The sequence below is a fragment of the Brevundimonas sp. genome (genome assembly GCF_027487935.1).
Lineage (GTDB): Bacteria > Pseudomonadota > Alphaproteobacteria > Caulobacterales > Caulobacteraceae > Brevundimonas.
On sequence record NZ_JAIYCP010000004.1, the window covers coordinates 62,818 to 85,018 of the forward strand.

14 protein-coding genes are annotated in these 22,201 nt (G+C 64.3%); 10 read left to right on the top strand and 4 right to left on the bottom strand.

What is annotated here, in order from left to right:
• Positions 1 to 9: 9 nt before the first annotated feature.
• Genes Q0053_RS01970 through gspD form a run of 4 tightly spaced genes read left to right on the top strand, consistent with a single transcriptional unit; the run spans position 10 to position 3,746 of the window.
• A complete protein-coding gene (locus tag Q0053_RS01970) occupies positions 10 to 447 on the top strand; it encodes a prepilin-type N-terminal cleavage/methylation domain-containing protein (RefSeq protein ID WP_298095271.1) in 438 nt (145 codons plus the stop codon).
• Positions 448 to 452: 5 nt separating this feature from the next.
• The gene (gspI, locus tag Q0053_RS01975) at positions 453 to 830 is read left to right on the top strand and encodes a type II secretion system minor pseudopilin GspI (RefSeq protein ID WP_298095273.1); all 378 of its coding nucleotides are present in this window, start codon (positions 453 to 455) and stop codon (positions 828 to 830) included.
• Between the two features lie 11 nt (positions 831 to 841).
• Positions 842 to 1,708, top strand: a complete 867-nt coding sequence (locus Q0053_RS01980) for a type II secretion system protein N (protein WP_298095276.1) — start codon at positions 842 to 844, stop codon at positions 1,706 to 1,708.
• A gap of 10 nt (positions 1,709 to 1,718) precedes the next feature.
• The gene (gene gspD / locus Q0053_RS01985) at positions 1,719 to 3,746 is read left to right on the top strand and encodes a type II secretion system secretin GspD (protein ID WP_298095279.1); all 2,028 of its coding nucleotides are present in this window, start codon (positions 1,719 to 1,721) and stop codon (positions 3,744 to 3,746) included.
• Here the strand turns inward: gspD and Q0053_RS01990 are convergent.
• A complete protein-coding gene (locus tag Q0053_RS01990; protein ID WP_298095366.1) occupies positions 3,740 to 5,035 on the bottom strand; it encodes a hypothetical protein in 1,296 nt (431 codons plus the stop codon). The two genes, gspD and Q0053_RS01990, sit on opposite strands and share 7 nt — an antisense overlap.
• An 81-nt stretch (positions 5,036 to 5,116) precedes the next feature.
• Between Q0053_RS01990 and Q0053_RS01995 the strand changes: the two genes are divergently transcribed.
• From Q0053_RS01995 to Q0053_RS02005, 3 genes are read left to right on the top strand one after another with little or no spacing between them, the layout of a single operon-like run.
• The gene (locus Q0053_RS01995; protein ID WP_298095281.1) at positions 5,117 to 6,838 is read left to right on the top strand and encodes a DUF1800 domain-containing protein; all 1,722 of its coding nucleotides are present in this window, start codon (positions 5,117 to 5,119) and stop codon (positions 6,836 to 6,838) included.
• A gap of 10 nt (positions 6,839 to 6,848) precedes the next feature.
• The gene (locus Q0053_RS02000; protein ID WP_298095284.1) at positions 6,849 to 8,405 is read left to right on the top strand and encodes a DUF1501 domain-containing protein; all 1,557 of its coding nucleotides are present in this window, start codon (positions 6,849 to 6,851) and stop codon (positions 8,403 to 8,405) included.
• Between the two features lie 34 nt (positions 8,406 to 8,439).
• A complete protein-coding gene (locus Q0053_RS02005; protein ID WP_298095287.1) occupies positions 8,440 to 10,164 on the top strand; it encodes an aconitase family protein in 1,725 nt (574 codons plus the stop codon).
• Positions 10,165 to 10,182: 18 nt separating this feature from the next.
• On the opposite strand, the gene Q0053_RS02010 is transcribed toward Q0053_RS02005, so the two are convergent.
• Positions 10,183 to 12,246, bottom strand: a complete 2,064-nt coding sequence (locus Q0053_RS02010) for a TonB-dependent siderophore receptor (RefSeq protein WP_298095288.1) — start codon at positions 12,244 to 12,246, stop codon at positions 10,183 to 10,185.
• Between the two features lie 431 nt (positions 12,247 to 12,677).
• Between Q0053_RS02010 and Q0053_RS02015 the strand changes: the two genes are divergently transcribed.
• The gene (locus Q0053_RS02015; protein WP_298095291.1) at positions 12,678 to 14,189 is read left to right on the top strand and encodes a tryptophan halogenase family protein; all 1,512 of its coding nucleotides are present in this window, start codon (positions 12,678 to 12,680) and stop codon (positions 14,187 to 14,189) included.
• Between the two features lie 72 nt (positions 14,190 to 14,261).
• Here the strand turns inward: Q0053_RS02015 and gluP are convergent, their stop codons facing one another.
• Together gluP and Q0053_RS02025 are read right to left on the bottom strand one after the other, a co-directional pair.
• On the bottom strand, positions 14,262 to 15,557 hold the full coding sequence (gluP, locus tag Q0053_RS02020; RefSeq protein WP_298095294.1) for a glucose/galactose MFS transporter: 1,296 nt from the start codon (positions 15,555 to 15,557) through the stop codon (positions 14,262 to 14,264).
• Positions 15,558 to 15,719: 162 nt separating this feature from the next.
• Complete coding sequence (locus tag Q0053_RS02025) at positions 15,720 to 18,446, bottom strand: TonB-dependent receptor (protein ID WP_298095297.1); 2,727 nt, start codon at positions 18,444 to 18,446, stop codon at positions 15,720 to 15,722.
• Positions 18,447 to 18,737: 291 nt separating this feature from the next.
• Between Q0053_RS02025 and Q0053_RS02030 the strand changes: the two genes are divergently transcribed.
• Both Q0053_RS02030 and Q0053_RS02035 read left to right on the top strand, forming a co-directional pair.
• Positions 18,738 to 20,573: an alpha-amylase family glycosyl hydrolase gene (locus tag Q0053_RS02030; protein ID WP_298095300.1), complete on the top strand. Its 1,836-nt coding sequence runs from the start codon at positions 18,738 to 18,740 to the stop codon at positions 20,571 to 20,573.
• Positions 20,570 to 22,201 (top strand): alpha-glucosidase, encoded by a 1,632-nt coding sequence (locus Q0053_RS02035; RefSeq protein ID WP_298095303.1) that lies wholly within the window; start codon positions 20,570 to 20,572, stop codon positions 22,199 to 22,201. Before Q0053_RS02030 ends, Q0053_RS02035 begins: the two co-directional genes overlap by 4 nt.

The window sequence follows — 22,201 nt, forward strand, 5'->3', positions numbered from 1 at the left end:
CGTGTCGGTATGACCCTCATCGAGGTATTGGTCACGCTCGCCATTGTCGCCGTAATGGCGACGATAGTCGTTCTGGGGATCGGTGGCCCCGATCGCGGATTGACGGTCCAGACCGAGGCCAACAAACTGGCTGAACGTATCGGTCTCGCTGCGGATGAAGCCATGGTAACGCGTCGGCCGATTGCTCTGGTTTGGGATTCACGCGGATATCAGTTCGTTACACCTGCAGCGGACGGAAGCTGGATGCCGGATACCCACGCATTGCTTGGCCAGCGGCACGACCTGCCCCGCAGTCTGACCCTCACCGCTGCCGAACCCGCCCTGATCGATATGACGGACGCGTCCCTGATCGCTTTCGAGCTGTCCCTGACCGACGCTTCACGGTCGGCGACAGTCTTCTTCGATGGTCTGAACGTTTCGACCTCCTCCGGAGCGCCCCGTTCATGACGCGATTGACCGGCCTCGCCAGCCGTGAGGGCTTTACCCTGATGGAAGCCCTGGTTGCGCTGACCATTCTCGCTATCGCGGGCACGGGGCTGGTCCGCGCGACGGAGGCGCATGTCGACCAGGTCGACGGGATTCAACAGCGAACGATCGCCCAGTGGGTTGCAGAAAACCGCCTGATCGAACTGGAACTCGACCCCGCAAACCTGGCTGAGGGAAGCGAACGGGTCGAGATGTTGGGACGAAACTGGGATGTGTCCGTAGACGTCGACGCCACCGAGGATCCAGAACTCGCGAAGGTCACGATTAGTGTCGCAGCGGACGGAACGGACAGCGCCGCAGCTGTACTGACCGGCTTTGTCGATATCGGACGATCGGCGGTATGAACCGGAGCTGGTTGAAATACTGGACCGTCTTCGATCAACGCAGACAAGCGTTGGTCCTGACGATCCTTACGGGGCTGGTGATCGCGTCCCTCGCCTTTGGCCTTGCCGGAATGTTCTGGCGTCTGGCAGGACTGAATGATGGGCGCGATCGCGTTGCCCTGGTCGTCGAGCCCGCGGTAGTCGGGCGTTCAACGGACATCGCTGCTATCCTGGCGCTGGCACCGTTCGGCGGCGTCGTAGCTGATGCCCAGGGATCCGTCTCGGGCATGACCCTTAAAGCGATTTTCATGGCCCATCCGGCAGAGGCCTCCAGTGCCCTGATTTCGGTCGGCGATGCTCCAGCCACCGTGGCCCTCCCGGGACAGACGCTCAGCGGCGGGGCCGTGGTTCAGTCAATTGCCGCGGATCACGTAGTGCTTCAGGTCAATGGACAGGCAGAGCGACTGGAGTTTCCCAAGCCTGTCGATGCGGCCGGTGGTCAGCCGGTTGTTCCGGTCGCTGAACGGACATCGGCCCCGCCCCCTCCGCAAGCCGGAGCAGGCACCGCTGGCCAGCCGGTCGCGGCGGCGGAGCGTGGAATGAACGCCGTGGTGGTCGAGCAGTATCGACAAAGGCTTGCGGGCAACCCGCAGGCTTTGGCGAGCGAAATGAACGTCACTGCGACGTCGGCGGGATATCGGGTGGGCGAGAACCCACCAGCCCCGCTGCGTGCAGCCGGCCTGCAGCCGGGCGATGTCGTAGAGAAAGTCAACAACCAGCCGGTCGGAACCCTCGGGAACGCCAGGTCGGTGCTGGATCAAGCCATTCTGTCGGGCGGTGCCCGCGTCGAGGTGCTGAGGAACGGGCGGCGGATTACGCTCTCGTTTCCTCTTCGCTAGGAGCACATTCTTGAAGCACTACCGCCAATCCCTGTCGCTCGCACTCTGCCTGGGCCTCGCTCTGGCCGGGCCCGGCTGGACGCAGACCGTGCCGCCCGTGGGCGACGTTGTGGTCAATATGCGCGGTGCCGAGATCAAGGACGTCGCCGAGCAGGTCTCACGGATTACCGGCCGGACCCTGATCCTCGATCCCAGTGTCGCCGGAACGGTCAATGTCGTTTCGTCCGAACCACTGGCTCCAGCCGGCGTGTGGGATCTGTTCCTGTCTGTGCTCCGTGTTCATGGATATGCCGCCATTCGCAGCGGCGCATCCTGGCGGATCGTGCCCCAGGCGGCGGTCATCCAGAGCGGTTCGGGCGTTGATCTGCGCCGCGCACGATCCCAGGAGGTCGTGACCCGCCTCATCCGCCTGCAAAACCTGTCACCCGATCAGGCCGTGCGGGTTCTGCGCCCCCTGGTCGCCTCATTCGGCAGTCTTGAAGCGATCAATGCCCCGCCGGCCATCGTCGTCACCGACTATGCGGAGAATGTCCGGCGGATCGAAATCCTTGCGCAGGCCCTGGACAGTGGAAGCGGCCAGGCCTTCGAAAGTCTGACGCTGCGATATGCCAGCGCATCCGAAGTCGGCCAGTCGATCACCTCTCTGCTCGGTGCCGGCAGCGAGGGCGGGGGAATCCGTGTCGCGGTGGACGAGCGCAGCAACATCGTCCTGGTCCGGGGCGACGCCAACGACATTCGCGAGGCGCGTGCGGTAGCGGAAGCGCTTGACGTTCCAGGCGGCACAGCACCGGTCACCAGGGTCGTAAGGCTGAATCACGCAGACGCCGAGACCGTGACAGAAGTTCTCCGTGGCCTCTTGGGCGCTTCCGACTCGGCCTCCAATCCCGTGGCACGCGCGCTTGGAACGAGAGACCAGGACATCAGTGTCGCTGGCCAGATGGCGAGTGGCGGAACAGCCGCCGGCCAGGTCAGTGGGCCGGGCTCCGGGCCTATGACCGTCGGCTCGCCCGGGGGCCGCGCAGCTGCCGGTTTTTCGCTGGCCGATATCAACATCCAGCCGGCCCCGGAGCTTAACGCCGTCGTCATGCGCGGTTCACCGGCCGCAATCGCAGAGATGGCGGCCTTGATCGCAGACCTCGACCAGCGCCGCCCGCAGGTCATGATTGAGGCCGTGATCGTCGAGGTCACGGGCGACCTCGCCGAGCAGCTGGGCGTTCAGCTGGGGCTGGGTGCCGCCGCCGTGCAGACAGGTTCCGCGGGCGGAACATCCTTCTCGAACGCCGGCGTTTCCCTCCGTCAAATCCTTCTGGCGCTTGGTGCACCCGGCGCTGTTGCCCTGGCGCCGGAGGGCGCGTCCGCCATGATCCGCAGCGGCGATGACTTCAGTATTTTGATCCAGGCACTGAACAGTTCGACCCGAGCCAACCTGCTTTCGACGCCGAGCATAACGACCCTGGACAACCAACCGGCCGAGATCATTGTCGGTCAGAACGTTCCCTTCAGAACCGGGAGCTTTACCACTCAAGGCAACTCGACCAATCCGTTCACAACGATCGAACGTGAGGATGTCGGCATTACCCTGAGGGTCATTCCGCGCATCCATGATGGTGACGTGATCAGGCTGGAGGTGGCCCAGGAGGTGTCCTCGCTGGTGAACGCAAATCTGGCCGGTGCTGCGGACCTGATTACCAATCGCCGCAGCATCGAAACGACCGTGCTGGCCGACAACGGACAGACCATCGTACTTGGAGGCTTGATCAGCGACGATCGCCTGTCGTCGAACAGCCAGGTGCCGATGCTGGGCGATATACCTGTCCTGGGGCGTGCCTTCCGCAGCAATCGGGAGAGCATCACCCGAAAGACGCTGTTTATATTTCTGCGTCCGACCATTCTGCGGGATCCGGTGGACGTGGCGGCGAATGCCCGGGCCCAGTACGAAAGGTTGCGGGATCAGGAGTCGCTGCCGACACGAGGTTTCAGCCTGCTGGCCACGCCTCCGGGACCACGTTTGCCGTCAGAGATAGAGGGCATCTACTGACCGGAGCGGCTGTTCGCTGAACGCTGGTCTGATCGACGGTTCAAGATCGCGGCCAACAGGGCAGCACCGTCCATGTCCCGCTTGCGGGCCCAGGGGATGACCAATCGGTCCAGGGAAGGCTTGTCGGTCCCGGGGTCATGGAAGGGTGTGTCGGTCAGCGCGGATCTGGATGCCACCACAAAGGTGACCATGCGGCGGCTTAGCCGCGATAGCTCCGCAAAAGCCGCATGGTCGAGGGGATCTGAAGTCGCCACGGTTAAGGCCCACTCATCCGTCTCAATCAGCGCCATTCTTTGCTCGCTGAGAAAGGCGGCCAAGCCGTTCGGACCCGCCCCGAGGCCGATCGGGGGGCGTTCAGCGGGATACCAGCGCTGGAGTCCGGTCACATGGGAATAGGCATCCGCGAGGGCTTCGTCGCCCACCCCGCCCAGGTCACAGAGGACCTGTTCAACCGGCCAACCCTGCCGGGACGCGACGGCGCAGGCTCCGCCGAGCACGGAAAGATCGACCGGGTGGTCTGCAAGCAGCCGGTCGATGACCGCGTCGCGGTCCCGGGTCAGTTCGCGCTCGCGCTTACCTCGATCGAGCAGGACCTGCAGGAAGCCTGGCTGTCCCCGACGCCAGAGAAGCCAGGTCGAGGCTGTTGCGATGGCGACCAGGCAAGGCAGGAGAAGCAGCCAGTAAGACCGTCCCCCGGGAACAGTTCCGGTCTCCGCAGCGGCTGCAGATGGCTCCGGCCGAGGCATGGGCGGGGAGACTTCAAGACGCATCTCAGGCGGCGGCACGCTGACGATATCAAGTGGCGGTCGGAGGGCGAGCGCACCCTGCATTTCCATAAGGCGATAGCCGTCCCCGGACCGCACCAGGGCAATGCCCTCCTCAGCCAAGGCCACCGAGAACTGCTCAGCAAGTTCGGTGGTCGTGAGTGACTCGGCGACGCGAAAGCTGATCTCGGCCTCAAGGTCCGGGTCAATCACAACCCTCGTCCGCAGTGACTGCACCAGTACGGCCTCCGCCGCATCTTCAAGCGAGGCCTTTTCGAGACTGATCAGATAGTAGTTCGAGCCGGCAAGACCTGAATCCGGGACGCGGGCCCTTGCCTCAGTCGCCAGGAAAGCGCCCCACGCCAGGGCGATAAAGGCAGCGGCGAAGGCAGGTAAGGATTTCATGCGCGGGGCAACTGCGACCGGGACCCTGTTCCATCCCTTAGCGATCTCTAGCCAAACCTGCCGCCCTGCGCATCCGGCAAACGGCAGCGCCGATTTTCGTCGAACGGCGCTCGGAAACATTTTCTCCACCCAACACGATTTTTCTCGCCCAAAGCGCTGATTCGAGAGATGGTTTCCCGCTGTCTGCTTCGGGGGAAGTTCATGCAAATTGGTCTGGTTGCAAGGCGGGTGCGATCCATCGCGGTCTCTCTTGCACTTGTTGCGGGTCTGGCGGCCTGCGGCGGCGGCGGCGGACAGGACGGCGGCACCGGTCCCGAACCACCGCCGGTAACCGCGCCGCTGAGTGATGCGGAAGCCGCGCGCTTTCTGACCCAAGCGACCTTTGGTCCGACCGAAGCCGACATCAATGCGCTCAAGCCCCTTGGCTATCGGGCCTGGCTGGACCAGCAGATGGCCCTCCCGTCCTCTTCCCACCGGGTCTACATGGATAACCGGCTGGTCCAGTTGCGGCTCACGCAACCGACGGCCACGCTGAACGCCAATCATTTCTATGAGAGTTTCTGGTCGTACTCCACGAACGGCCAGGCCCAGCTGCGCGAGCGGATGAAGCTCGCATTGTCCGAGATCTTCGTGATCTCGATGGTCGACCCGGCTGTCGATGCGCGCGGTGCCAGTTCCTACTACGACATGCTGGGAGACAACGCTTTCGGCAACTACCGGACGCTCCTTCAGCAGGTGAGCCTGCATCCCATGATGGGCGTCTACCTGACCCATCTGGCCAACCAGAAGGAAGACACTGCGACGGGCCGGGAGCCCGACGAGAACTACGCCCGTGAGGTCATGCAGTTGATGTCCATCGGCGTGCACCGCTTGAATATTGACGGGTCTGTAGTCACGGACGGTTCCGGAGCCCCGGTGCCGGCCTATTCGCAGGCCGACATCGCGGGGCTCGCCCGGGTGTTCACGGGCATGAGCTGGTATTCGCCAACCCCGACCAACAACACCTTCCTCGGCCGAAACCGCGACCCGGACGCCAGCATCCGGCCGATGATCTTCTATCCGGCTTTCCATTCGACCTCGGCGAAGACGTTCCTCGGAACCACAATCGCGGGCGGTTCAACCGACGGCGCCGCCGAGCTGAACACGGCCCTCGATGTGATCTTCAACCACCCGAACGTCGGTCCGTTCATCGGTCGCCAGCTGATCCAGAGGCTGGTCACCAGCAACCCCAGTCCAGCCTATGTGCAGAGGGTCGCCACGGTCTTCAACAACAACGGTTCCGGTGTGCGCGGCGATCTGGCTGCAGTGGTTCGAGCCATCCTTCTGGATGCGGAAGCGCGCGACATGACAGCCATCAGCAGCACGACCTTCGGCAAGGTACGTGAACCGATGATCCGCCTTGCCAACTGGATGCGTGCCTTCTCCGCAACATCGGTCTCGGGGAACTATCTGATCACCTCAACCAGCGCCAACACTTCGCTCGGACAGTCCCCGCTCGCGTCGCCGTCGGTGTTCAACTTCTACCGGCCCGGATACATCCCCCCAAATACCCGGCTTGGTGCGGCAGGCCTGAGGGCACCCGAGTTCCAGATTGTCGATGAAGTGACAGTCGCCGGCTATGCCAACACCATGCAGAATGTGATCGGGACCGGAATCGGTACCGGCACCGACGTGCGGTCAGCCTACACTGCGGAGATAGCCGTGGCCGGAGATGCCACGCTCCTCGTCGACCGGGTCAACCGTCTGCTGCTGTATGGCCAGATGTCGCCGACACTCCGGGTACGGATCACTGACAGCGTGAACAGTGTTGCCATTCCCGGTGCCGGCGCGACCCAGGCCCAGATCGACGCTGCCCGGCTGAACCGTGCCAAGCTGGCAATCTATATGACGATGATCTCGCCAGAGTATCTGGTTCAGCGGTGAGGAAGAGAGCATGACAAACGCACCGCTTGACCGCCGACACCTGCTCCGGATCGGCGGCGGGATGTCTATCCTGGGGGCTGCAGCCCCGTTTGCCGTCCAGCTTGCGGCGGCCGGGTCCGCAGCCAGCCAGACCGCACCGGACTACAAGGCTCTGGTTTGCGTCTTCCTGTTTGGCGGCAACGACTCCAACAACACGGTGTTGGCAACCGACAGCGACTCGTTCGGGCGTTATTGGGCGGCTCGCAATACCGGCGATGATCCTATCGCCCTGATGCCACCCGGCACGCCGCCGGCGGCTATCGGTTCCGTATCACCCGTGACCGGCCGCACCGTAACGGCGCGTTCACCGGAGGCTTGGGGCGGTGTGTTGCCGATCGTCCCCCGTACGCCCAATCCGATCCCAGCTGGAACCAACGCCACGGTGCGGACATTCGGGCTGCATCCGATGCTGGCCCCGCTCAAGACGCTGTTCGATGCTGACCGTCTGGCTGTGGTCGCCAATGTCGGCACTCTGATCCGGCCGATAACCAAGGCCCAGTATCAGGCACGCACGGTCGCCTTTCCCGCAAATCTGTTCTCACACAATGACCAGCAGTCGACCTGGCAAGCCGGAAACACCGAAGGTGCGAGAGTTGGCTGGGGCGGCCGATTCGGCGACGTGCTGTCGGGTCTGAATGGCTCCAACAGCCTGTTCACCGCGATCTCGACAGCCGGCAACGCCGTCTTCCTCTCAGGCCAGAGCGTGGTCCAGTATCAGATGTCGACAGCTGCCCAGCCGGCCGTGGTCATCAACGGTGGCTCGACCGGGACACTCTTCGGCTCGACCGTCGCGCCATCGCGCGTCCGCGACATCATTCAGGACGAAAGTGCGGCCAGTCTGTTCGCGGCCGACTATGCGACCGTCACCGGGCGATCGGTGGGGGCTGCGACGACACTGAATTCTGCCTTCACCCAATCGACCGTGACCGCCATCCCGGCTCCGCCGACCTTTGTGAATCCGATTACGGGCCTGACCGAGACCAATACGCTTGCCGTTCAGTTGCAGACCGTGGCCAGGATGATCGCGGCGAACAGCACACTGGGTCTTCGCAGACAGGTCTTCTTTGTCAGCCTCGGCGGATGGGACAATCACGATGTCCAGAACACCGCCCAGCCGAACAACCTCGCCAAGGTCGCTCAAGCCCTGTCCTATTTCGACGGCGTCCTGGGCTCGGTCGGCGGCATGAATATGCGGAATTCTGTCACAACCTTCACCGCCTCGGACTTTTCCCGCACATTCACCACCAATGGCGACGGAACCGACCACGCCTGGGGTGGCCACCATTTCGTTATGGGCGGGGCCGTGCGCGGGGGCGACATTTACGGTCAATATCCTACGCTGGGTGTCGATCTCGGCGCGTTCCGCAATCCGGATATGACGGGGGCTTCGCTCGTTCCTACAACCTCGGTCGATCAGTACGCGGCTACGATGGGGCGCTGGCTCGGAACTTCAGATGCGAACCTCGACAACATCTTCCCAAATTTGAGGAATTTCACGCGTCGAGACCTCGGTTTCATGTCAACCTGACCGCCGTGGCCAGAGGTCGGTCACGGCAGGCGGAATGCCCGCCCTAAGACGGGATCCGGGTGAGACGATGCAGGACGTCGGGCAGGCACAGTACATTCTCGCGGGCGATGCGGCCGGTTCTATCCTCGCGACACACGAGCCCCTGAGCTTCTGGGGCGGTGTCGATCCGGCGACCGGGCGGATCATCGACGTTCATCACCCGCTGCATGGCCAGTCCGTAACGGGCAGGATGCTGGTGATGCCCTCGAGCCGCGGGTCCTGCACCGGAAGCGGCGTCTTGCTGGACCTGGTGCTGGGCGGACGGGGGCCCTCGGCCCTGATCTTCCGGGACCCCGAGGATGTGCTGACCCTTGGAGCCCTGGTGGCCGCCAGGATGTTTGACCGTGTCCTGCCGGTGCTGCGGGTATCGTCCCGGATATTTGACGCGCTGACAGGGGTCGCAGAGGCCCGCATCATCGACAACAGGCTCGAGGCGGAGGGGCTCCGGCTGGCCATTGAGGCACCGCTGACGGCCACTCTGGACCTGTCACCGGCGGACAGGACGATGCTGGCCGGTGATGCCGGCATGGCGGCTCAGCAGTCGATGCAGATCATCTGCGCGATGGCCGCCAGTCAGGGGGCAGAGCGTCTGATCGATGTGTCCCAGGGCCATATCGACGGCTGCATCTATGCCAGCCCGGCCAATCTGACCTTTGCCCTGAAGATGGCCGAACTGGGCGGTCGCGTCCGCATAACCACCACGATGAATGCCATTTCCGTCGATCGCCAGAACTGGCGCGCACAGGGCGTAGCTACGGATTTCGGCATCCCTGCTCAGCAACTGGCCGATGCCTATGTCAGTATGGGTTGCCGGCCCAGCTTTACCTGTGCGCCCTATCTGCTGGACAGCGCGCCCGCGGCCGACGAGGTGATCGCCTGGTCGGAATCCAATGCCGTGATCTATGCCAACACCGTGCTGGGGGCCCGCACAGCGAAACATCCGGACTTCCTGGATTTGTGTATCGCCCTGACCGGGCGGGCACCCCATTCCGGGGTCTATCTGGACTCCGCCCGCAAGGCACAGCGGGTCATTGACGTTCATCTGCCCGAAGGGATCGACGACGGATTCTGGCCCCTGGTCGGCTATCTGGCGGGACAGCGGGCACCCGACCGGATTCCGCTGCTGCGGGGTCTCGCCCCTGGCAAACCGTCGCGCGATGACCTGAAGGCCCTTTGCGCGGCATTCGGAACGACTTCCGCCTCGCCCATGCTGCATATCGAGGGTGTGACCCCCGAAGCGGCCACAGCGGCGGCACCTGACGCCGACCATCTGACGATCACCCGCGATGATCTGCGCGCCGCATGGGGGCACCTGAATGGCGGCCCTGCGGCGGTGGAACTGGTGGCGATCGGAAGTCCGCATGCCTCGCTTCAGGAATGCCGGGCCCTGGCCGACGGGCTTTCGGACCGACGTCAACATCCCGGGACCCGGGTGATTGTCACGGCCGGGCGCGAGGTGATCCAGCAGGCCGACGCGGAAGGACTGCTGACACGGCTCAGGGCCAGTGGGGTACAGGTCATACCGGACATCTGCTGGTGTTCGATCCGGGAGCCTGTCTTTCCGCCGGAAACGCAGACAGTGCTGACCAATTCAGGGAAATATGCCCACTACGGGCCCGGGCTGAGCGGCCGGTCCGTGCGGCTGGGCAGCCTGTCAGACTGCATCACGGCCGCCCTGACCGGGCAGGCGGCCCCGCGCCTGCCGGACTGGCTGGACTGACGGAGGGTTACCCGCTCCTCAGAAGGTCTTGCGGACCCGCGCAAAGAAGAAGGGCTCGAAGGTGGCGCTGCGACGCTCGATGGCATTGATCCCCGCCACGTCGCGTGGCCCTGAATAGAGCTCCCGGATCCGCGTCCGTTCCCTTGAGGAAAAATTCTCGACCTGGAAACGAAACGCCAGATCGGTCCGCGGCGAGTATTCCCAGAACAGCTTCCACCAGCCCCCCTGCTCCGTCGTCTGAACCTGACGCAGGCGATAGGAGCGCGAGGTATAGGCAAGGTCACCCTCAAGCACGAGGGTGGACCTGAGCGACGGGAGGTCCCGGGAGAACTGGAAATCTCCCTCAAACGGGCGCTCACCCGAGATGCGGCGATCCTGACCGGTGACCGGATCAGTCACGGACGACCACCGACGGGTCCCGTTGAACCGGACGATTCCTCCGCTGACGCCCAGACGGTCAAGCGGGAGCGTCAGGCTCAGCCTTACCTCATCCCGCGTGCCGTCGCCGATGTTGCCCGGGGCGTCGAAGCGACCCGCGACCGGTATCAGGTCAACGACCTGCTGTACCCGGTCATGGCGGTAGGAAAGGAGCACCGCCCCCCTGCCCCAGAACCGCTGCTCGGCCGTAAGCTCGAATACATCGGCCACCTCTGGTTCGAGGTCTGGATTGCCTGCACTGACAACACCCTCGCCAAAGTCCGTGGATGCCGCAAAATCCTCAAAGTCCAGCTGGCCGACTTCCCGCTCGAGCCGCAGCCGCAACTGGGTGCCGGGCCTCACCGCCCAGCCTGCAAGGAACCGCGGCTTGAAATAGGAGAGCGTCTTCTCCTGCCGGGCATCGCCACTCAGGGAGATTGTCGAGCGCTCGTATCGGCCCGACAGTTCCAGGTCGATACCGTGCATCGGTGACCAGCTGGCCGCGACGAAGCCATCCGCGCGTCCCTCCTCGATCAGCACATTGGCGACCGGCAGGATAACGGGCACGCCGCCAGACGACCGTGAAGACTCCACATCGAGGCTGTTGAAGGCCCCCTCAGCGCCGAATTCCAGCTTGAGGGTTTCGGACGCCTGAAAGGTCGCTGCTCCGCGAAGGATGCTCTCCATTGCCGTCGCGATCTCATTGGCCCGTTCCGGTGCCCCCCGTCCGGTGCTCCCCGAGCGCTGGTCATCGCGGTCATAGGTCTGGATCAGCACGAGGCGGGACAGCCATCGATCACTGAGGCGATACTCAAGGTCGGCACCCAACTCCCCGCCGGTACTTTCAAGGGCTGACTCAGTCGTTTCGCGGACCGGACCTGTCATGACATTCACGAGCTCATAGAGCTCGTTCCGGTCATTGTTGTTCGATCGCAGGGTCGAGTTGAGCCGGAGGTTGCCGGCACCGAGATCGACCTCCGCCGCCAGCCCTCCCTCCAGGGCACGGGTCCGAAAGTCCGTACCGAAATCGCCCGACTGGATCAGGGTGCCGTCTGCCGAGCGCAGCGAGACCGGTCCGTCCCCCGAATCCATCTGCATCAACTCATCCCGGAACGACAGCGTCCCCTCGATCGAAAAGGCATCGGAACGCCGTGCGGCCTCGATGCGGGCGTGCCCGCCTGGGTCACCCTCCGGGTAGACCTTTACGAAGACGGTGGAGGACATGGTTGAGTAGGATCCGCCGCGACGGATGATGTTCAGGACGACGGGCTGACCCTGCATGTCGATGCCGGGCGCGCCGCCGCGGATCAGGTCGATACGCTCTACGGTTCCGGCGGGGATGCGCTGCAGGAAGCTTCTCAGACTGACCGATTTGAGTGACGGAACCTGGCCATCCACCAGGATGTTTCCCGTCGCCCCGGCCAGACCGCGCACATCCTGTTCAATGTCGATCATGACAAAGCCGGGCACACGTCCGACCATTTCGCTGGCGGTCGTAGGCCGGGCTTCTGCGAAGAATTCCGGCGGGAAACTCAGAACGCCGGACTCAGCGGCTGGCTCCACAGCCGGTTCCGTCGGGGGCGGTGTCTGGGCGAGGGCCGGCAGCGGCCCGCAAACGCTGGCCAGCAGACAGGTGATCGAAAGGAAACCGCGCCGCCGGGACATCATCGCTCCTCCGCAGCCCTGCCTGCTGCTCCCGAGGTATCCGGGAATCGCTTCATCCGAAAGCTGACCTCGGATGATGACTTCATACTAAAGACTGGCTTTATGGTCCATTGCAGGGATAGAGCAGATATCCCGCGCGTGAACGGGCTCAGGAAGCTGGCTCACCAAGGCGTGATCCCCTGAAACGGGGCAAGCTGAAAGCGGGGCCAGAACCCGGATCCAGTCCTCGGCAAGACGGTCGCCGCAGCAACCGCCGCAGCGGTTGTGACCAACTTGCTGGCGGGGCACAGAATGAAATCGGCAAGGCGTGAATGTGAGCCCTCGCCAAGCCAAAAACCCGGTTTCGATGTTCGCGACGAGTTGTCGTGGACTGACATCAACTACGCTACCTATACTCCTATCAGCACGCCGAAAGCTGGCCGGAGACTCCCTTGCCCGAACCCATTCGCTCTATCCTGATCGTCGGCGGTGGGACCGCGGGCTGGATGGCCGCCGCTGCGCTGCAACGCACGCTGGGGCCTCATGCAAAGGTCACCCTGGTCGAGTCCGACGACATCGGAATCGTGGGCGTCGGCGAGGCGACGGTTCCGCCCATTCGCGATTTCAACGCCATGATCGGTCTCGACGAGGCCGAGTTCATGCGGGAGACAAAGGCGACCTTGAAGGTCGCCATCGTGTTCAAGGACTGGGGGCATATCGGCAACCGCTACGTCCACCCGTTCGGCACCTTTGGCCGGGGACCGACCCTGGCGGAATTCCAGCAAACCTGGTTCGCGCTCAGGGCGCGAGGTCTTGCCGGTGAGCTGGCCGACTATTCGATCTGCTCCCGTGCCGCCGATGCCGGCAAGGTGGGAGATCGTGATCCCGATCCGCGCTCACCCACGAACAGCCTGTTCAGCGCCTATCATTTCGACGCCGGCCTCTTCGCCCGGTATCTGCGCAAGGTCTGTGAAGGGCGCGGGGTCCAGCGGGTTGAGGGCAAGATCGTCCAGGTCAACCAGCGGCCCGAGGACGGTTTTGTCACCGGCGTAACCCTTGAAGACGGACAGGTGCTGGAAGCGGACCTGTTCATCGACTGCACCGGATTCCGGGCCCTGCTGATCGAGGGGGCGCTGAAGGCCGGTTACGAAGACTGGTCGCACTGGCTCCCGGTCAATCGGGCGATGGCGGTACCCTGCGCGAGCGTCAGTCCGCTCACGCCCTATACGCTGTCGACAGCCCGCGAGGCCGGCTGGCAATGGCGGATCGCCCTGCAGCACCGGACCGGCAATGGCTATGTCTACTGCTCGGACCATCTGTCGGACGACGCGGCACGCGAAACCCTGCTGGCCAATCTGGACGGCGAGCCCCTGGCAGAGCCTCGCCCGCTGCGGTTCGTGACCGGCCGGCGCAGGAAATACTGGGACAAGAATGTCGTCAGTCTCGGCCTGTCCAGCGGTTTCATCGAGCCCCTGGAGTCAACCAGCATCCATCTGGTCCAGGCCGGGATCTACCGCCTGCTGCAGCATTTCCCGGACAGGGATTTCAGCCAGGTCAACATCGACGGCTACAACCGGCGTCTGGGTCGTGAGGTCGAGCTGATCCGCGATTTCGTGATCCTGCACTATCATGCGAGTCAGAGGGACGACACGCCCTTCTGGCGGCAGGTCGCGGCCATGCCGATCCCCGACAGCCTGGCCGAAAGGGTCGAGGCGTTCCGTGATCGCGCCCTGCTCTACCAGGTCGGCGCTGACGAGTATTTCAGCCAGGGCTCCTGGCTGGCGGTGATGCACGGCCAGGGCATCGTGCCGACCGGCCCGAACCCGCTCTATACCTACCAGGATGCCGCGCGGAATGCGGCGGGCCTGAACCATGTGTCGGACGTACTGGCACGCACGGTGGCGGCCCTGCCGGAGCATGAAGCCTATCTGAAGGCGCGGGACATGTGGTCCGGGCCGGACTGAGTCCCAGCCCGCCGCGCCCCTGCCCTTGCCGAACACAGCATCGGCAGAAGATATGGAGCGCGGCGGAGGGCTTCAGTGGCCCCCGGGGGTACCGCCCGCAGCCGGGGCATTCCGGATGCTCGCCCGCGATGCGGCGAAGGCAAAGCCCACGAGCAGCAGATAGCCGATCAGCGGCACATAGAAGACCGGGTTCAGCGTGGCCGAGTTGTCGGCGATCTGCCCGGCGACCGGCGGCAGGAGGGCGCCGCCGATGATGCCGAACACCAGCAGGCCCGAGGTGGCCGGGACCGGTGCGGTGGAACGCTCCAGCGTCAGGGTGAAGATGGTCGGGAACATGATCGAGTTGAAGAAGCCGATCGCGATGGCGGCATAGGCGGCGGTCGTCCCGCTGGTCTGGGTGACCACCAGGCACAGGGTGGCCGCCACGGCCGTATTGAAGATCAGGATGGTCGTGGCCGGGATCTTCGTCAGCATCAGCAGGCCACCGACCAGTCGACCGACCATGGCCCCGCCCCAGTACCAGGCCACCATACTGCCGGCGGTCGCCAGCGGCAGGTTGAGAATGTCGGGGCTGTGCAGGAAATTGGTGAGGAGGTCCCCGATGGTCACCTCAGACCCGACGTAGAAGAAGATGGCCAGGGCTCCGAAGACGGCCCAGGGCGACTTCAGGGCGACCAGGGGCGACATCCGGTCTTCGGCCGTCGGCACGGGGGCCGCCGCATTGATCGTCTTGCGGGCGGTGAAGATGAAGCCGGCCACCACCGCGAAGAACAGGCCCACGGCGAGGAAGGCCAGATCGATACTGCGCAGCGATTCCGCCCGGGTCGCCGGATCGGTGATGATGGCGTCTGCGGCGAACACCCCGCCGGTCAGCAGGATCGGCGCGGCGATCAGCGGCCCGAGGGTGGTGCCGAGGGAGTTGAAGAACTGCGAGAAATTCAGTCGGGCGTGCGAACTCTTCGGATTGCCCAGGGCCGCCACCAGGGGGTTGGCACCGACCTGCAGGAGGGTGACTCCGGACGCGATCACGAACAGGGCGATCAGCACCCCGGGATAGAAGTCTGCCAGGGTGGCGATCGGCACGATCAGACACCCCGCGACCATGGTGACCAGGGCCACGATGATGGCCTGGCTATAGCCCAGCCGCCCGAGGAGGGCCGCGGCCGGAATGGACGCCACGCCATAGGCGATGAACCAGGCAAAGGTCGTAAGGGTCGCCTCGGTATAGCTGAGCTCAAAGACCCGCCGGACCGCCGCGATCAGCGGACCGATCAGTGAGGTCACAAAACCCCAGGCGAAGAACAGCGTCGTCACATAGGCGAAGGCGAGGCCCGTGCCCTTCGGTTTGGCTGTTTGATTTTCGGTCATGGCAATCTCCTGGCCTTGTGAGGTCCGCACATCAACCATGCGGCCCCGCAGCTTTCATTCAGACGTGACGTCCAGCTCCTGACGCCAGCGCTCATCAACCCCATGAAGCAAAAGGGCCGCCCCGGTCTCCCGAAGCGGCCCTTCCCCGACCGGTTGGGTCGATTAGTAGCGGTAGTTCAGACCGACCAGGAAGGTCCGGCCGTAGACCTGATGGTCGATGATCCGCCGCTCGTCACCGTTCTCGTAGGTGTAGAAAGGCTCATCGGTCAGGTTGTTGACCTGGAACTGGGCCGAGAGGCCTTCCAGCGGTCCGGATTCGAACTGGTAACCGATCTGGGCGTCGACGATGGATTCCGCGCCGACCTGGCGGAGGGTCCGGCCGTTGCCGAAGCCGGCGACTTCGCCAAGGAACTCCGAGCGGTAGCGGTTGCTGATCCGGGCCTGAACACCGTCCCGCTCATAGTAGAGCGTGAGGTTGGCGACGGTTTCCGACAGCCCGGGGATCGGCGTCGAGGGGCTGCTCGGGTTCGGCTGAATCTCGCTCTCGGTGGAGGAGACCGAGAACTGTCCACCGAAGCCTTCCAGCGCAGGCGAGATGAAGTCGAACGGTGTGGAGACCGAGAACTCGACGCCGTAGATCGCCCCACCCTCGCCGTTGGCGGGCGCGGAAACCAGACCCTCGTTGATCACGGGCGCACCAGCACCGGTCGGGAAGCCGGTGAAGTCAAAGACCAGGTTCTGGTTGTAGATGTAGGTATCCAGGTCCTTGTAGAAGCCCGCGAGTGACACATAGGCCGAGCGACCGAAATACTGCTCGATCGAGATGTCGAACACATTGGCGATCCAAGGCTTAAGCTCCGGATTGCCGCCGCCGCCGCTCCAGGGCGAGCTGTTCACGGTCGCGCCCGGAACGTTCAACGCATTGTTGAAGCCGAAGGTCCGGGACGCCCGCATCTCGTCCATCCGCGGACGGGCCTGGGTCCGCGCCGCAGCCAGACGCAGGAAGCGCTGGTCGCCGATTTCGAAGATCAGGTTGGCGCTGGGCAGGAACTCGGAATAGGTGTCGCCGCCCGTAACCGCCACGGAACGGGTACCCGCGCCGCCGCCCGTCGCGGCGAAGCCGCTCGAGCTCTGGTCCACCATGGCGACCTGGAAGCCGACGTTTCCGGTCAGAGGCATGCCGGCAAAGGTCGTCTCCAGATTGGCCCGGATGAACGGCGTGACGATCGTTTCCTCAACAGACCAGTTCTTGGCCAGGACGTCCGAGTTGGGGTTGCGGACGCGATTGAAGAAGCCGCTGTTGAGCAGGCCGAGGGTGTCGTAGCTGACCATCCCCGGGATGCCGATGAAGGCAAGTGAAGTCGGGGCGAGTCGGAACTGGGTCGGTACGACATTGAACCCGCCGCCCGCCACGCCGAGGAAGAATTCATCGGCGATGAGCTCCTTCTCCCGCGTGTTGTAGTTGACGCCGAAGTCCACGGAAGTGACCGGGCCATCCGTCAGATGCGCCGTGGCCTGCAGACGGGTCGCGAACAGTTCGTCGGTGACCGTCGGGCTGTTCAGATAGCCGTCCTGCCCGCCGGGGATCACATCCCCGCCCCAGCCCTGGGGGCTGCTCGGGCGGATGAGGTTGAAGTCGGCGTAGTTCAGCGTGTTGTCGAACTGGGGAATACCGTTGCCGTCAATCCGGAAGGTCAGCGAATCAGCAGCGCCCGATCCGTTGTCGCCCGTGCCGGCGTAGCTTTCGATGATCTGGTCGGTGCGGTCGACGCTGGAGAAGCTGACGTCCGCAACGAGGGTCCAGCGATCGTTCGGTGTGTACTCCGTGTTGAAGCCCAGCGCCTTGACCTCGCTTTCGCGGGTGTTCACGTCATTGCGCACGACACCGCGCACGTTGTTGAACGTGCCTTGGGTGACCAGGCCGTCGGTGACGGTTCGTCCCGGCTGAAGCGAAGCCGATGACCACTGCAGCGGAAACTCGATGCCGCGCAGAATCTGGGTGTTGTCAAACTTCGAATAGAAGGCGTCGATCGTCGTGTGCCATTGGTCATTGGGCCGGAACTCGACGACCCCCATAAAGCCGTCACGCTCGAGCTCGGACGACATCACATAAGGCTTCGTGCCGCCGATGACCCGGACACCGGGCGCGATATCCGGATAGCCCCAGGCGTTGAAACGCTCGGACTGGTAGGGCGAGCCCATGTGGGCATAGCCCAGGGCGATCCCGATGGTGTCGTCGGCGAACTGGTCGATGTAGGACACGCTGTAACGGGTGCCGTTATCCGTCGTCCCGGCGTTCAGGGCACCGATGTCGTTCAGCTCATAGCGGACATTGGCGGCAAAGGCGCGACGGCCATAGGCCAGGGGCCGGATCGTCTGCAGATCTGCCGTACCGGCAAGACCCTGACCGACCAGCGCCGAGTCCGGCGTCTTGTAGACGGTCACACCGGACAGCAGTTCCGAAGGATATTGATCGAACTCCACACCGCGGTTGTCGCCGGTCGAGACCTGCTCGCGGCCATTCAGAAGGGCGGTGGTGAAGTCGGGGCCCAGGCCCCGGATCGAGATCACCTGGCTGCGGCCGTCGAGACGCTGAGCCGTCAGACCCGGCAGGCGCGCGAGCGATTCGGCGATGGAGACGTCCGGCAGCTTGCCGATATCTTCAGCAGTCACGACCTCGACGATGGAGGTGTTGTTGCGCTTGGCAGCGATCGAGCTCTGGATCGAGGCCCGGATGCCGGTCACGATGACTTCATCGATCTCCTGCGCCTCGGTGCCGTCCTGCGGCGACTCCTGGGCGACGGCAGCGCCCGCGACCGTCAGGATGCCGATTGCGCCGAAGGCGGCGCCGGCGAGGAGGCGCGCGCGCCGGGTGATCTGGTAGTTCATCATCATTCTCCCTTGGGCCGCCGCTTTTCTCGCGAAGCGTCCGGTTTCACCGCAAAGTAATGCAAAGTTTCGGAAACCTTGCAAGCGGCTATCCGCCGCCTCTTGCGGCTACGTGGCCAAAATGTGACGGCGGCGACCGGCCCTGTTGCAGTGCACAAGGCCATCCTTCCTTGCGCTGCCGCATTTTCGACCCGGACATCATTCGGATTGACAGCCAGCAACTCCGCTGCAAAATCTTGCAAACTTGGCTGCGGGTCAAAAGGGCTCCCGGCGCTCGAGGAACGCCAAACGATGAGCAAATCCCTCCGCGACCGGAAAGGAACACGTGCCGGCGTGCTTGCCACCCTCGTCGCGCTGGCATGGGCGGGACTCGTCGGTACCTCATCCGCCCAAAGCGGCCCCGACACCCTGCGCGCGCTGCGCGAGCGGCCCGCCGAGGATGAGGTCATCTATTTTCTGCTGCCTGACCGATTCGCCAACGGGAACCCTTCAAACGACCGGGGCGGGTTGTCGGGCGACCGTCTGGTCACCGGCTACGATCCGACCGATCCCGGTTTTTTCCACGGCGGCGATCTCGCAGGCCTGACCGATCGGCTCGACTATATCCGCGGCCTGGGGGCGACCGCCCTCTGGCTTGCGCCCATCTTTCAGAACAAGCCTGTGCAGGGACCGCCCGGCCAGGAAAGCGCAGCCTATCACGGTTACTGGATCACCGACTTCACCCGCGTGGACCGGCATTTCGGCACGGAATCAGAGTTCCGCGCCCTCGTCGACGCCGCACACGCCCGCGGCATGAAAGTCTATCTGGACATCGTGATCAATCACACCGCCGACGTTATCCGGTATCGGGAATGCCCGGCCAATGACTGCGCATATCGCTGGGCCCGTGACTATCCCGTCCAGCGCAGGGGTGGCGTTTCGGGCGAGGCCATCAACGCCGGTTTTGTCGGGGACGGATCGGTTGAGGATTTCGCGCGGCTGACGCGGCCCGACTATGCCTACAGCCCCTATGTCCCGGCGGGTGAGACGGACATCAAGGCACCGGCCTGGCTCAATGAGGTCGGCCTGTACCACAACCGCGGCAACAGTGCCTGGTACGGCGAAAGTGCGCTGGACGGCGATTTCGCCGGACTTGACGATGTGATGACCGAGCATCCCCGCGTCATCGCGGGCTTCATCGAACTTTACGCGTCCTGGATCGAGACCTACGGGATCGACGGGTTCCGGATCGACACGGCCAAACACGTCAATCCCGAGTTCTGGCAAGCGTTTGTCCCGGCCATCCTGGAACGCGCGCGGGCAGCCGGGATCCCGAACTTCCACATTTTCGGAGAGGTCTACGGTTTCGAGCCCGGCGAACTGGCCCGCCACACCCAGGTCGATACCCTGCCGAGCGTTCTGGATTTCGCCTGGCAGCGCGCGGTCCAGGAGACAGTTGCGGGAACCGCAGGTCCCGACCGCATTGCCCGGGTCCTCAACGCCGATCCGGTCTATGCGGGTGGTGCCGCGGCCGCCCTGCGGCTGCCGACCTTCGCCGGCAACCATGACATGGGCCGTATCGGACACCTGATCCTCAGGGAGAGGCCGGCCATTGCCGATGCCGAGTTGCTGGATCGAGCCGCGCTCGCCCATGCCCTGATTGTGCTCGGACGGGGCGTGCCCGTGATCTATTACGGTGATGAGCAGGGCTTTACCGGCGACGGGGATGATCGGCGGTCACGGCAGGACATGTTCGAGACGCAGACCCCATCCTACGCCGACGACCGCCGCATAGGCACGGCTTCAGGGCCCTTCGATCCCGGGGCTGACCTGTACCGGCGCATCGCCGTCATGACCGCGGCGCGCGCGGCGGACGCGCGACTCCGGCGAGGTCGTGTGGTGGTCCGTTCGGCCGACCAGACCCCGGGCGTTCTGGCACTCTCCCGCCTCGATTCCCGGGGAGAGACGTTGGTGGTGTTCAACACGGCGACCGAAGCCCGCGAGGTCAATGTCTCGGTCGAGGCCGATTCTGCGGCGTGGCAATCGCTGATCGGTGCCTGCCCGTCCCGCAGCACCGCTCCGGGCGTCGTCTCCCTCTCCCTGCCCGCTCTGGGCTATCTCGTTTGCGTCTCCGAAAGCCCAGCGTGACCGCCCATATTCTCGAACGACAACCGTCCCTTGCCAGCGCTGCCGACTGGTGGCGCGGGGCTGTGATCTATCAGGTCTATCCTCGCAGTTTCGCCGATACCAACGGCGACGGCATCGGGGATCTGCCCGGCATCACCCGGCACCTCGATCATATCGCCTCGCTCGGCGTCGACGCCATCTGGCTCAGCCCCTTCTTCACCTCGCCCATGAAGGATTTCGGCTATGACGTGGCAGACTATTGCGACGTCGATCCCGTATTCGGAACCCTGGCCGATTTCGATCGCCTGATCGCGCGCGCCCATGCCCTCGGCCTCAAGATCATCACCGATCTGGTTTTTGCGCACACATCGGACCAGCATCCGTGGTTCCACGACAGCCGCAAGGCCCGCAGCGGGCCCAGATCGGACTGGTATGTCTGGTCTGACCCGCGTCCCGACGGATCGCCGCCCAACAACTGGCAGTCCGTCTTCTCCGGTCCGGCCTGGACCTGGGACGCCCGACGCGGCCAGTATTACATGCACAACTTCCTGCCGGAGCAGCCGCAACTCAACCTGCACAATCCGGCAGTCCAGGACGCCCTGCTTGAGGTCGCCCGCTTCTGGCTGGACCGTGGCGTTGACGGCTTCCGCTTTGACGCCATCAATTTCGCCATGCACGACCCGCAGTTGCGGGACAATCCGCCGGCACCGCCCGGTGGCCAGCGCACCCGACCATTCGATTTCCAGGACAAGCTCTACAACCAGTCCCATCCGGGGATCGTCGACTTCCTGGTAAGAATCCGGGCCCTGACCGACAGCCGGGGGGGTCGGTTCAGCGTGGCCGAAGTCGGCGGCGACCATGCCGACCAGGAGATGCAGACCTTTACCGAGGGCGAGCGTCACCTGAACAGCGCCTACGGGTTCCTCTACCTCTACGCCCCCCGGCTTGCCCCCGCGCTGGTGCGCGAAGGCGCCGAGACCTGGCAGGGCCGCGCCGGCCAGGGGTGGCCTTCCTGGACCTTCTCGAACCACGACGCACCGCGCGCCATCTCCCGTTGGGCTGAGGGCCGCGACCTCAAGGCCTTCGCCGAGATGGCGATGCTCCTGCTGATGACCATGCGGGGGAATGTCTTCATCTATCAGGGCGAGGAACTCGCCCTGCCCCAGGCCAATGTCCCCTTCGAGCGGCTGGTCGATCCAGAGGCCATCGCCAACTGGCCCCGGACCCTCGGCCGGGATGGTGCCCGGACGCCCCTGCCCTGGAAGGCAGAGCAACCCCAGGCCGGCTTTTCGACCGTCGAGCCCTGGTTGCCGATCGATCCGGTCCATATCCCACTGTCCGTGGACCGGCAGGAGGGCAATCTGTCCTCCATGCTTCACACGACGCGACGCCTGGTTGCCTTTCGCAAGGCACACAGCTCCCTCCTGCTGGGCGAGATGAACCTTCTGGAGGCCGACCGGGACCTGCTGTGCTTCGAACGACTGTTTCGTGGCGAGCGTCTGCTTTGCGTGTTCAACCTTGGCCACGGCCCGGTATCGTGGACGATACCGCCCGGGCTTCGGATCATCGAGGCGGTCAATCTCGAGGCTGCGCAGCCCGGAGTCCTGCCACCGATGGCGGGGCTGGTGCTCGCGGGCACGCCCGGATGA